Below are 12,984 nucleotides of genomic sequence, written 5' to 3'. Positions count from 1 at the left end.
CCCGGTGGCGGTCCGCCGACCGCCACCGGGCCCCCTCCTCCGGCTTCCCGGATCACGGCCTTCCAGTCCTCCCCCGTCACCCGGTCGTCGGGCCGCGCGCCACCGGCACTCGCGCCACCGGTACGCGCGCCACCGGCACTCGCGCTACCGGTACTCGCGCAGCCGGGGCCGCACCCCCAGCGCGGTGAGCGCCACCGCCGCCGCCAGGACGATCGCGCCCAGGGCCGCCGTGGTGCCGTCGAGGTCGCCGTCGGTCGCCGCGAGGGCCGAGTCCATCGCCTTCTGGTTGACGTCGATGGTGTCCTGCATGGCCGCGCCCAACTGCCCGAACTGGTAGTTGGACTGCCCCTCGGCGAGGCCGGTGTTGAGCGTGATCGCGTCCTTGAGCTGCCCCGCGCCGCGCAGCACGCGCATCCGGTGGTCGATCGCCTGGTACTCCTGGAAGGCGCTCAGGACCCGCTCGGCGGCCGCCTGCTCGCCGGGGAAGGTGATGTTGTTCAGCTCGGCGCCCAGGTACCCGCCGAAGGGGACGGTGGAGCGGTCCTGGTGGTGGCGTTCGACGGCGGTCTGCAGCCGGGTGCCGTAGGTGTCCAGGGTCGCCCCGTCGAGGTGGACGATCGCCTGGCTCTGCTCCAGGTAGGCCTGCTCCCACACGGCCGCCCGGCTCGGGTCGATCAGGTAGCGGCTCTCGTCGGCGTTCATGTCGTACGCGACGGCCCGGGAGCGGCTGAGCGCGATCACCGAGTCGTAGGCGTCGCTCTTGGCCGTCACCAGGTGGTCCGAGGTGCGGCCCACCAGGGCCAGACCGGTCACCAGCACCACGCCGGTCAGCAGGGTGACGCCGGCCAGCGCCGGGTTGAACACCCGGTGGTAGCGCACGAGCAGCGCGCGCTGGAGCCCGACCAGCGCGGCGAGGGCGAGCAGTCCGGCGCCGAACAGCCACCACCAGCCGGTGCCCAGGGCGTCGCGCTGCTCGCCGTAGACGCGGTCGACGGTCGCCTCGTTGGCGGCGGTGACCTGGTCGGCGGCGGGCAGGAGTTGGCTGCGCAGCAGGTCGGAGGCCTGCCGGTAGGCGTCCAGGGCGGCGGGCGAGGGCTGGCCGGCCGGGGCCTTGGCCTGCTCCTCCAGCAGCTGGGAGCGGGCCACCAGGGCCTCGTAGCTGCCGAGCCGGCCGAGCACCAGTTGGACGGCGCGCTGCCCGGCCGGGTCGGCGGCGGCCGCCTGGGCGGCCTGCTGGAGGTCGTCGTCGGCCTGGTTGCGGCGCTGCTCGTAGGTGTCCAGGGTCTGCTTGCGCAGCGCGGCGTAGTCCTGGTCGTCGCCGACCAGCAGCAGGTTGGCGGCCTGGGCGTCCATGTCGCTGAGCGCGAAGTAGAGGTCGGCGGCGCGGGTGGCCTGCGGGGCCGCCCGGTGGCCGATGGTGTCGGTGCCGTCCCGGGCGCCGCCGAGCACGGCGGTGGCGGTGGCGCCGAGGCCGATCAGGGCGGCCAGGCTCAGCGCGGTGAGCGCGCGGACCAGGCGCGGGGTGGTCCAGTAGGAGCGGCTGCCGACCGTCCGCAGGCCCTGCCCGAGCCGGGCCAGCGGCCCGGGCGGCAGCCACGGTCCGGACGGCGGCCGCGGCCCGGCGGGTTCGCCGCTCCCGGCCGGTTCCGGGCCGTCGTCCCCTCCGGCGGCCGCCTCCTCCGAGGTGGCCGATCTGCCTGCTGTCGAGGTGGTCATGACCACACGTCCCTTTCCCCCGTGGCACGGTCCGCCGGGGCTCCCGGTGGGAACCGAACACAGAACCGTTTCTCTCCGCCGCGCGACGCTAGTGCCGCGCCACCGGCGGTGGGACGCTCCCTGACGGCTCCTTGACACCGGCGGACGGGGATCTTGACGCTTCCTTAGCACGGGGGTCGCCGGTGGCACCCGGACGGCCCGGCGCGGCGCCCAGCAGCTGCCCGGCCCGGGGCCGTCAGAGCCAGTCGCGGCGCTTGAACACCAGGTACAGCCCGGTGCAGACCAGCGCCATCAACCCGACCGCGAACGGATAGCCGAAGGCCCACTTGAGCTCCGGCATGATCTCGAAGTTCATCCCGTACACCGTGCCGATCAGGGTCGGCGCGAACAGGATGGCCGCCCAGGAGGAGATCTTCTTGATCTCGTCGTTCTGCGCGTGCCCGGCCTCGGCGAGCTGCTTCATCTCCTCGTTCTGCCGCTGCGAGACCAGCGTCGCGTTCACCGTCAGGATGTTCTGCAGCATCTGCCGGAAGCCGTCCACCCGCTCGGCCGCGTAGGTGGCGTGGTCGGCGACGTCCCGCAGGCGGCGCTGGAGCTCCTCGTCGGTGCCGTACTTGCCGAAGCCCGCCTCCAGGCTCCGCATGATCTCCAGCAGCGGCCGGGTGGCCCGCTGGAGCTCGATCACCTCGCGGGACAGCTCGTAGATCCGGCGGGAGACGTGCGGGTCCCCGCCGAACACCTCGGTCTCGATCTCGTCGATGTCGTGCTGGAGCCCGGCGATCACCGGCGCGTAGCCGTCCACCACGGCGTCCAGCACCCCGTACAGCACCGCCTCCGGACCGAGCGCAAGCAGCTCCGGGTCGTCCTCCAGGCGGCGGCGCACCGCGGAGAGGTCCGGGGCCTGCGAGTGGCGCACGGTGATGACGAACTCGGGGCCGACGAACAGGTGGATCTCGCCGAAGTCCACCTCCTCCGCCTCGTCCAGGTAGCGGGCGGCGCGCAGCACCACGAACAGGGTGTCGCCGTAGCGCTCCAGCTTCGGCCGCTGGTGGGCCACGATGGCGTCCTCGACGGCCAGTTCGTGCAGGTTGAACCGGTCCGCGGCCTCCAGCAGCTGCGCCTCCGCCGGGCGGAACAGCCCGATCCAGGCCATCGTGCCGGGCCGGTCGGGCAGTTCGCGGTAGATCGCGGCGAGGTCGGCGGGCGCGTCCGTGCGGCGGCCGTCGCGGTAGACCGCCGCGTCCACCAGGGAACGCTCCAGCGCCCCCGGCTCGACCGGCTGGTCCGGGCGCGGGTCCATCGAGTGCTCGGGCGCGGACCGGGGGTCGACGGGCCGGCGCTCGGCCGTCGGACGGGAGAACGGACGCCTGCTCGCGCGCACGGCGCGCACACGCCAGTCGGACATGCGGGGAACCTCCACGGTGGGTGCCCGGCCACCGCCGTGCTCGGCACGGTGGGCCGGAGGCGCCCGGCCCGCCGCCACGCGCACGGCGCGACCGGCAGCGCGCCCCGCCGGTGGCGGGGTCAGCCCTGCGCGGGAGCCGTACGGGAGGAGGAGTGCCGGGGGCCGCGAATCCTGCGGGACAACCGGGGGCGGGGCCGACTTCGACCCGTACTACTGCACTCCACGGCTCTCACCTCCTCGAATCCGCGCGCCCCGGGGGACGCCGACGCAACCCCACCCGATGTTAGTACCCGCACGACCGACCCTCTCCACCGCCCCTCTCCACCACCCTTCCGACCGGACCCACCGGCGGCCCCGAGGCCGTCCGGCCCGGGCCTCAACGGACTTACGCCGTCGGCCCGTTCGTCCAGCTGGAACGATTACGGTCCGACGCCGCCACCACTACGCTACGTCGCATGAATTCTTCGGAGACGGCCCCCGGGCGGGGCACGGCGGTGGTGATCGGCGGCGGGCTGGCCGGCGTGGTGGCGGCCTGGGCGCTGCGGGGGCGCGCCGAGCGGATCGTCGTGGTGGAGCGGGACCGGTACCCGGACACGCCGGCGTTCCGGGCCGGGGTGCCGCAGGGCCGGCACGCACACCTGGTGCTGGAGGCGGGGCACCGCGCGCTGGAGGAGCTGATGCCCGGCATCAAGCAGGAGTTGACCGACGCGGGCGCGCACCGGGTCTCCACCTCGGGCGACCTCCGGTGGCTCAGCTCCGCCGGCTGGATGGCCGACTACCCGGCCCGGCTGGCCTTCCTCTCCTGCACCCGGCCGGTACTGGACAAGGTGGTGCTGGACCGGGTCCGCACCGAACCGTCGATCGAGTTCCTGGAGGGCACCGACGTGGTCGGCCTGCTCGGCTCGGCGCAGCGGGTCACCGGGGTGAAGGTCCGCGAGCGCGGCCGGGAGCGCGGGGACGTCCAGGGGCGCGGCGAAGTCCGGGAGATCCCGGCCGAGTTGGTGATCGACGCGGCCGGCCGCTCGACCTCGGTGCCGAAGTGGCTCGGCGAACTGGGCCGCCCGGTGCCGGAGGAGCGGGTGGACGCGGGCGTCGCGTACGCCTCCCGGCTGTTCCACCGCCCGCCCGGCGTCGACCTCGGCCACCAGGCCGTCTACCTCCAGACCAAGGCCCCGGACAAGCCCCGGATGGGCGTCCTGCTGCCGGTCGAGGGCGACCGCTGGATCGTGAGCCTGGCCGGGATGCGCGGCGCGGAGCCCGCGCCCGGCACCGAGGGCTTCACCGAGCACCTGTCCCGGCTGCGCGACCCGGCCCTCGCGGAGATGCTGCGGGGCGCCGAACCGGCGGGCGAGGTGCGCGGCTTCCTGCCCGGCCCGGGCGTACGGCGGCACTACGAACGCGGCGCCCCGGACGGCCTGGTGGCGGTCGGCGACGCCGCGAGCACCTTCAACCCGGTGTACGGGCAGGGCATCACCGTGTCGCTGTTCTGCGCCCAGGTGCTGCGCCGCACGGCCGCCCGGCACGGCGGCGTCGGGCCCGCCACCGCCCGTGACGCGCGCCGGGAGATCGCGGCGGTGTCCAAGACCGCGTGGATGATGTCCAGCGCCGAGGACGTCCGCTTCGCCGCCACCACGGGCGGGCCCTCGGGCGCCCTGATCAGGCTCCAGCACCGCTACCTGGACAAGGTGCTCCGGGGCGCCACCCACAACCCCGAGATCACGGCGGCCTTCCACGAGGTGCTGTCGCTGGTCGCGCCACCGACCCGGCTGTTCCACCCGGCGGTGGTGGCCGCCGTGCTGCGCGGCTGACGGCCCGCGCGGACGCACCCGCCAAGCGGACGCACCCGTTAATTCGGGTGCGTCCGGACCGGCCGCCCGTTACCCTGGCCGACATGTCTACGCCCCGCATCTCCTAGCTGACGGACCGCCTCCACGCCACCCGTCTGTCCGCTAGTCGTTTCGGAGCGTTACCCCATGATCACCACCCGTGGTGTCGACGTGCGCGTCGGCGCCCGTCTGCTGCTGTCCGACGTCACCCTGCACATCGCCCCCGGCGACCGGATCGGCCTGGTCGGCCGCAACGGCGCCGGCAAGACCACCCTGCTCTCCACCCTCGCCGGGCACCTGCCCCCCGCCGCCGGTACGGTCACCCGCACCGGACCTGTCGGCTACCTCGCGCAGGACTCCCGCGCCGCCGACCCGGCCGTCACCGTCACCGACCGCATCCTGTCCGCCCGCGGCCTGGACACCGCCGTCCGCGCGCTGCGCGACGCCGAGCGGGCCATGGCCGTGGCCGGCTCCGCCGCCGAGGAACGCCGGGCGATGGACGCCTACGCGCGCGCCGACGCCGCGTTCCAGTCCCGCGGCGGCTACCCGGCCGAGGCCGAGGCCGCCCGGGTCGCGGCCGGGCTCGGGCTGCCCGCCCGGATGCTGGACGCCCCCGTCGGCACCCTCTCCGGCGGCCAGCGCCGCCGGGTCGAACTGGCCCGCATCCTGTTCGCCGACCACGGCACCCTGCTGCTGGACGAGCCCACCAACCACCTGGACGCCGACTCGGTCGGCTGGCTGCGCGGCTTCCTCGCCACCCACCGGGGCGGACTGGTGCTGATCAGCCACGACCTCGACCTGCTGGCGGAGACCGTCAACCGGGTCTTCCACCTGGACCAGCAGCGCGCCGCGCTCGACGTCCACAACACCGGCTGGCGGGCCTACCTGGCCCAGCGTGCGGCAGACGAGCGCCGCCGCACCCGGGAACGGGCCAACGCCGAACGCAAGGCCGCCGCCCTGCACGCCCAGGCCGACCGGATGCGGTCCAACGTCGCCACCGCGACCAGCGCCCGCAGCATGGCCCGGCGCGCCGACCGGATGCTCGCCGAGCTGGAACCCGTACGGCAGACCGAGCGCGCGGCGCGCATCCGGCTGCCCGAGCCCGCGCCCTGCGGCCGGACCCCGCTCGGCGCCGTGAGCCTGGCCAAGGCCTACGGCGGCCGGACGGTGCTGAGCGGCCTGGACCTCGCCGTGGAGCGCGGCAGCCGGACGGTCGTGCTCGGCCTCAACGGCGCCGGCAAGACCACCCTGCTGCGCGTCCTGGCGGGGCGGGAACGCCCGGACTCCGGCCGGGTCGTCGCCGGCACCGGCCTGCGGCTCGGCTACTTCGCCCAGGAGCACGACACCCTGGACCCCGCGCTCAGCGTGCGCGACAACCTGGCCGCGGCCGCGCCCGAGCTGACCGACGGCGAACTGCGGACCGTCCTCGGCGCGTTCCTGTTCCGCGGGGACGACGCCGACAAGCCGGCCGGCGTGCTGTCCGGCGGCGAGAAGACCAGGCTGGCGCTGGCCGCCCTGGTCCACTCCGGCGCCAACGTGCTGCTGCTGGACGAGCCGACCAACAACCTCGATCCGGCCTCCCGGGCCGAGGTGCTGGCCTCGGTCGGCACCTACCCGGGCGCGATCGTGATGGTCACCCACGACCCCGGTGCCATCGAGGCGCTCCGGCCGGACCGGGTGCTGCTGCTGCCGGACGGCGACGAGGACCTCTGGCACGACGAGTACCTGGACCTGGTCACCCAGGCCTGAGCCACCACCCCCGCCCGTAGCGGTCCGCCGGTCCCCGGCGGGCCGCTACGGCCTGCGCGCCTCGGCCGACCGGAGAAAGGGAGGCGGTCGTGGCCATTGACGGCGGACCCGGCCACCCGGATCCTCTCCCCTACGGCCCGGCCGCCGGCCCCGGCCGCACCGACGATCCGGGGGTGGTCACCGATGGCGAACCAGTTGGCGGACGAGCGGATGCCGACATCACTCAAGTGGGTGGTAGCGGGGGTCTGGCTGCACGCCGTCGGCAACAGCGCGGCTGGGATCTTCCTCCTCGCACTGATCCACGGCCAGCACGGTGAAGGCGTCGCCATGGTGACGTTCATCGCCTTCCTCTCGATCCTGATCGGCGTCCTGCTCGGCACCTGCGCGGCCCTGGCGCCGGGTGGGGCCCGGTGGACCCGGAGGACCGTACTGGTGATCGAGTGGCTCGCGATCGTCAGCGGCGTGATCCAGCTCTTCTCCGGCTCGATCATCTCGCTGGCCGGCATCGCGATCGCGGGCATCATCGTCCGGGCGTACAGCTCCGCCGAGGCCAAGGAGTGGTTCACGGTCTGAAGGGCCGATCGTCGTCACCGGTCGCTGAGCGCGATCCTGCCGATCACGCGCAACAGCCGGCCGCGCTCCGGCCCGTCCGCTCCGACGGACCGCGGGCGTCTGGAGACGCATTGCGGAGTCCCCGAGACGCATTGCTGATTCCAAGGCGGGAACCCCGTCCTACCGTGGAAAGCACACGGGGAGCCCACCCGGAACCATGAACGGTGCGGGAGGACCGATCCGTTCCTGACACCCCTTCACCAAGAGGAGCATCATGCGAATCGGCACGCGCGTCATCGGAACCGCCCTGGCCGGAGCCCTCCTGGCCGTCGGAGGCGCATCCCAGGCCATGGCACAAGCGAAGTACAACGCGTCGACATCGCTCTCCAACGGGCGCCTCAGCACGTCCATCTCCCAGGAGGACAAGACCCAGCCCGACGGGTCCGCCTTCTGGCAGCTGCAGGACGTCTACGAGAAGACCGGCGGCGGCACCATCACCGCACAGTTCGGGTTCAACTACCACGGCTACTCCTACAACCGCGACTGGAGCGACCAGTCCGTCAACCAGACCAAGGACGCGTGGTTCTGGGACCTCGGGTTCAACGACTGCCAGAACGTGATCGGCTGGATGGCCGTCAAGGGCCAGAACACGTTCTACAACGCGCCCGTCACCATCTGCTAGCAGCTTCCCGCCGTCACGATGGGCCCGCGCCCAAGGGCGTGGGCCCATCGCCGTGCCCACTGGAGTGCCACCAGCATGATCCGCGCGATCCTCCACCACGAGCCGGGACTGCTCTGGACCGTCCTGGCGGCTCTGATCGGCGCCGCCGCCCTCTCGGCGGCCGTCGCCGGACGGCGCTCGGCCCCGAGGCCGCTGTCCGCGCTCGCCGGAGCGTCCACCGCCCTGGTGCTCGTCGCCACCCTCTACCCCGTGCACCCCGACGCACCGGCCCCGCTCCGCTGCACCGCCGGGCTCGACCTGACGGGTGCGATGTCGGGCACCCAGGGCCTGATGAACATCGCCCTGTTCGTCCCGGCCGGCTTCTTCACCTCCCGCCTCGTTCGACGGCCCGTCAGCACCGGCATCGCCCTTACGCTGCTCTCCGCCGCCGTCGAGGCGACCCAGGCCCTGACCCCCGGCATCGGCCGCAGCTGCGATTCCGCCGACCTGTGGGACAACGCGCTCGGGGCCGTGCTCGGCTGTGGCCTCGCGTACCTGTGGAGCCGCCGGACGGGCGACCGGCCGCTGGGCACCACCAGGCGCGAGCTCGCGCGCGGGGCGGTCGCCCTCGTGGGCGGAGCCGCAGTGATCGCGGCCGTCCTGGTGCCCTCCGTGACGGTCGTCGCACCCGACCCCACGGAGAACACCGCGGCCGGACCGGCCCAGCGGGCCGCCGCCACCAAGGCGTTCCGGGAGTTCTTCGGGTCGGCCGCCGACATCGCGTCCGTCCAGTACGTCGAAGGATCCTCCGGCCACCCCGGGACGGTCAGCGTCACCGGCCGGCAGGGCAGCCTCGAACTGGCGTGGCCGGGCGGCGAACCGGCCTCCGGGCTCGTCGGGCCGACCCCCGACCAGGCACCCGGCGAGGTCACCGACGACGTCGCGGTCGACGCCGCCACCCGCTTCGCCCGGACCCACTTCCCCTGGGCCCTCACCGACAGCTACCCCAGCACCGACCCCCAGCCCAATTCCGGCGGCGCCAGGACCGTCCAGTGGCGTTCCCGTGTCGACGGCGTCCTCATGCCGATGCGGCTCGACCTGCTCGTCACCGGCAACGGCCGGGTCAGTTCGTTCTCCGCCCGGCACGTCGACCCCCCCCCCCCCCCCCAAGCGGCCCGGCCCCGGGCGCCCCCCCCGGGGCCCGCCCCGGGGTTCGCGCCTGCCGCTCGGCCGGTTTGCTGGCGGAGCGGCCCGGGAACCCGGTAGGGTCACCGAGCGTTGCGAACAGTGACCGGACGGCGACACGCTGCTGAGCGTGCGCCGGAGCACCGGCTGTGCGCCGCTCCGGATCGGGTCCCGACGGAGCGATGTGCCGGGCGAGGGGGTGCGGCTAGCATGACCGGGGTAGCGGTGGGCAGTACGCGAGTGCCCGCACCGGGCGGCAGGCAGGCGACAGGAGGGCGAGCCCCGATGCAGAAGGCGAAGATCCTCCTGGTCGACGACCGGCCGGAGAACCTGCTGGCGCTGGAGGCGATCCTCTCCGCCCTGGACCAGACGCTGGTCCGCGCCGCCTCCGGCGAGGAGGCGCTCAAGGCGCTGCTGACGGACGACTTCGCGGTGATCCTGCTGGACGTCCAGATGCCCGGGATGGACGGCTTCGAGACGGCCGCCCACATCAAGCGCCGCGAGCGCACCCGGGACATCCCGATCATCTTCCTGACCGCGATCAACCACGGCCCGCACCACACCTTCCGCGGCTACGCGGCCGGCGCGGTGGACTACATCTCCAAGCCCTTCGACCCGTGGGTGCTGCGCGCCAAGGTCTCGGTCTTCGTCGACCTGTACGTCAAGAACTGCCAGTTGAAGGAGCAGGCCGCGCTGCTGCGGCTGCAGCTGGAGGCGGGCGGCGGCGAGCCGTCCCTGGGCGGGGCGCTGCTCGGCGAGCTGTCCGCGCGGCTGGCGGCGGTCGAGGAGCAGGCGGAGGCGCTGGGCAAGCAGCTGGACGGGGCCGAGGACGCCGGGGTGGCCGCCACCGCGGCGCACCTGGAGCGCAAGCTCGCCGGACTGCGCCGGGCCCTCGACGCGATGCGCCCCGGTACGCCGTAGGTCGGCCGCCGGACGTTCACCCGTCCGGGTGGTTTGCTGCTGCACCCGGGTGAAACCGGGTCAGCGTGACGGTGTGTCTGCGACACGGCCCGGTGCCCGGGCTCGGCCGCGTGGGCGCTGGTCCCCCTCCCCGGTAGGCTGCTGACCCATGGCCACTCGTACGCCCGGAAACGCCGCACGCAAACCGAGTCCGGGACCGTCCAAGAAGGCCGCGGCCAAGGCCCCGGGCAAGCCGCCCGCCAAGAAGGCGGCCGCCCGCCGGGCCCCCGCGAAGAGGACGGCGGCCAAGCCGGCCCCGCCGCCCCCGCCGCGCCGGGGGTTCGTGATGGGCGCCCTCAACGCCCTCGCCAGCCCGATCGCCGCGATCTTCCGCGGCTTCGGCGACGGCGCCAAGAACCTCCACCCGGACCACCGCAAGGACGGCATCGGCCTGCTGCTGTTCGGCCTGGCGCTGGTGGTCGCGGCCGGCACCTGGTTCAGCTCGGAGGGCTGGCTGAACGGGGCGGCCACCGCCGTGGTGTCCGGGCTGTTCGGGCGGCTCGACGTGCTGGTGCCGTTCCTGCTGGCCGGGATCGCCATCCGGCTCTGGCGCCACCCGGAGCTGCCGGAGGCCAACGGCCGGATCGTGATCGGGCTGAGCACGCTGCTGATCGGCGTCCTCGGCCTGGTCCACATCGGCTGCGGCGCGCCCACCATGGGCAGCGGCGCCTCCCGGATAAGGGCGGCCGGCGGGATCATCGGCTGGGCCGCCTCCACCCCGATGATGGCCGCCGCCGGCGCGGTCCTGGCCGTGCCGCTGCTCCTGCTGCTGGCCTTCTTCGGCTTGCTGGTGGTCACCGCCACCCCGGTCAACCGGATCGGCGAGCGGGTGCGCGGGCTCGGGATACGGCTCGGCGTGGTCGAGCCGGGGCCCGAGGACGAGCTGCGCTGGGGGCGCACGCCGGGGTACGAGCCGTCCACCGAGCCGCCGGAGGACGCCGACCCCGAGGCGCTGCCCTACACCGTCGACACCGACGGTGACGGCCCCCACGACGAGGTGGCCGCCCGGCGGCGCCGCCGTCGGCGCAAGCAGTCCGCCGAGGACGACGAGGGGCAGCCGGAGGCCGTCGGCCGCATCTCCCTGGACAAGGAACCGGCGGACCAGGAGCCGCTGGACCCGTACGCCACCCGCGACCTGGCCGCCGGCGCCGCCGCCGACCTGGACGGCGCCCTGGTCTACGGGGTGCCCGCCTCCTCCGCCGTGGCGGACATGATGCACCAGGTCAAGGACCTCACCGCGGCGCCGGAGGAGCCCGCCGTCCCGGCCGCCCGCAGCGGCGGCCCGGGGGCGCCCGCGGAGCACGGCCCGGCACCGGTGCGGATGGAGCAGCTCCAGCTCGGCGAGGGGATCACCTACGCGCTGCCCTCGCTCGACCTGCTGGAGCGCGGCGGCCCGGCCAAGGCCCGCAGCGCCCTCAACGACGAGGTGGTGGCCCAGCTCACCGGCACCTTCGCCGAGTTCAAGGTCGACGCGAAGGTCACCGGCTTCACCCGCGGCCCGACGGTCACCCGCTACGAGGTCGAGCTCGGCCCGGCCGTCAAGGTGGAGCGGATCACCGCGCTCGCCAAGAACATCGCGTACGCGGTGGCCAGCCCGGACGTGCGGATCATCAGCCCGATCCCGGGCAAGTCCGCGGTCGGCATCGAGATCCCCAACCGGGACCGCGAGATGGTCAACCTCGGCGACCTGCTGCGCTCGCGCACGGCCGCCGAGGACACCCACCCGATGGTCGTCGGCATGGGCAAGGACGTCGAGGGCCACACCGTGATGGCCAACCTCGCCAAGATGCCGCACATCCTGGTGGCCGGCGCGACCGGTGCGGGCAAGTCCTCCTGCATCAACTGCCTGATCACCTCGATCCTCGCCCGGGCCACCCCGGACGAGGTGCGGATGGTGCTGGTCGACCCCAAGCGGGTCGAGCTGACCGCGTACGAGGGCATCCCGCACCTGATCACGCCGATCATCACCAACCCCAAGAAGGCCGCCGAGGCCCTCCAGTGGGTGGTGCGCGAGATGGACCTGCGCTACGACGACCTGGCGGCCTTCGGCTTCCGGCACGTGGACGACTTCAACGCGGCGGTGAAGGCCGGCAAGGTCACCCCGCCGCTGGGCAGCGAGCGGGAGCTGCGGCCGTACCCGTACCTGCTGGTGATCGTCGACGAGCTGGCCGACCTGATGATGGTCGCGCCGCGCGACGTCGAGGACTCGGTGGTCCGGATCACCCAGCTGGCCCGGGCGGCCGGCATCCACCTGGTGCTCGCCACCCAGCGGCCCTCGGTGGACGTGGTGACCGGCCTGATCAAGGCCAACGTGCCGTCCCGGCTGGCCTTCGCGACCTCCGCGATGGCCGACTCCCGGGTCATCCTGGACCAGCCCGGCGCCGAGAAGCTGATCGGCAAGGGCGACGCGCTGTTCCTCCCGATGGGCGCGAGCAAGCCGGTCCGCATGCAGGGCGCGTTCGTCACCGAGGCGGAGATCGCCCGGGTGGTGCAGCACTGCAAGGACCAGCTGACCGCCGTCTACCGGGACGACGTGACGGTCGGGGGCGGGCCCAGGAAGGAGATCGACGAGGAGATCGGCGACGACCTGGACCTGCTGATCCAGGCGGCCGAGCTGGTGGTCTCCACCCAGTTCGGCTCGACCTCGATGCTCCAGCGCAAGCTCCGGGTCGGCTTCGCCAAGGCGGGCCGGCTGATGGACCTGATGGAGTCGCGCGGGATCGTCGGCCCGAGCGAGGGCTCCAAGGCCCGCGACGTGCTGGTGAAGCCGGACGAGCTGGACGGCGTGCTGGTGATCCTGCGGGGCTGAGCGGGGCCGTGGGGCCGGGCGTGCCCGCGGGCCGGGCACCGGCCCCGCAGGGCTGACGGATCGTGCCCTCCGGGTGGATTCACTCGTTCGGAGGAGGGTAGGCGCGGTGCGGGGAACCGAA

Annotated in this window: 9 protein-coding genes; 7 read left to right on the top strand and 2 right to left on the bottom strand. The window is 73.9% G+C overall.

Annotation, left to right across the window (positions count from 1 at the left end):
• Positions 1-144: 144 nt before the first annotated feature.
• Both ACFC1T_RS17675 and ACFC1T_RS17670 read right to left on the bottom strand, forming a co-directional pair.
• Entirely contained in the window at positions 145-1,716 is a 1,572-nt protein-coding gene (locus tag ACFC1T_RS17675; protein ID WP_375889444.1) for a hypothetical protein, read from the bottom strand.
• Positions 1,717-1,951: 235 nt separating this feature from the next.
• Complete coding sequence (locus ACFC1T_RS17670; RefSeq protein ID WP_375889442.1) at positions 1,952-3,121, bottom strand: magnesium and cobalt transport protein CorA; 1,170 nt, start codon at positions 3,119-3,121, stop codon at positions 1,952-1,954.
• A 455-nt stretch (positions 3,122-3,576) separates the two neighbouring features.
• Between ACFC1T_RS17670 and ACFC1T_RS17665 the strand changes: the two genes are divergently transcribed.
• The 7 genes from ACFC1T_RS17665 (at position 3,577) to ACFC1T_RS17635 (ending at position 12,863) form a co-directional block, all read left to right on the top strand.
• Complete coding sequence (locus tag ACFC1T_RS17665; RefSeq protein ID WP_375889439.1) at positions 3,577-4,929, top strand: NAD(P)/FAD-dependent oxidoreductase; 1,353 nt, start codon at positions 3,577-3,579, stop codon at positions 4,927-4,929.
• 165 nt (positions 4,930-5,094) lie between these two features.
• Complete coding sequence (locus tag ACFC1T_RS17660) at positions 5,095-6,696, top strand: ABC-F family ATP-binding cassette domain-containing protein (protein ID WP_375889437.1); 1,602 nt, start codon at positions 5,095-5,097, stop codon at positions 6,694-6,696.
• 183 nt (positions 6,697-6,879) lie between these two features.
• Positions 6,880-7,269 carry a hypothetical protein gene (locus ACFC1T_RS17655; RefSeq protein ID WP_375889434.1) on the top strand — a complete coding sequence of 130 codons (390 nt, stop codon included), beginning with the start codon at positions 6,880-6,882 and terminating at the stop codon, positions 7,267-7,269.
• Between the two features lie 253 nt (positions 7,270-7,522).
• Complete coding sequence (locus ACFC1T_RS17650) at positions 7,523-7,930, top strand: hypothetical protein (RefSeq protein ID WP_375889433.1); 408 nt, start codon at positions 7,523-7,525, stop codon at positions 7,928-7,930.
• A gap of 75 nt (positions 7,931-8,005) precedes the next feature.
• Entirely contained in the window at positions 8,006-9,175 is a 1,170-nt protein-coding gene (locus ACFC1T_RS17645) for a VanZ family protein (protein WP_375889430.1), read from the top strand.
• Positions 9,176-9,379: 204 nt separating this feature from the next.
• Positions 9,380-10,015 carry a response regulator gene (locus tag ACFC1T_RS17640; RefSeq protein WP_375889428.1) on the top strand — a complete coding sequence of 212 codons (636 nt, stop codon included), beginning with the start codon at positions 9,380-9,382 and terminating at the stop codon, positions 10,013-10,015.
• Between the two features lie 148 nt (positions 10,016-10,163).
• Positions 10,164-12,863 (top strand): DNA translocase FtsK, encoded by a 2,700-nt coding sequence (locus ACFC1T_RS17635; protein WP_375889426.1) that lies wholly within the window; start codon positions 10,164-10,166, stop codon positions 12,861-12,863.
• The last annotated feature ends 121 nt before the right edge of the window (positions 12,864-12,984 follow it).

It is taken from the genome of Kitasatospora sp. NPDC056076 (assembly GCF_042266305.1).
Taxonomy (GTDB): Bacteria; Actinomycetota; Actinomycetes; order Streptomycetales; family Streptomycetaceae; genus Kitasatospora.
This window is presented reverse-complemented; position numbering and strand designations above follow the sequence as displayed.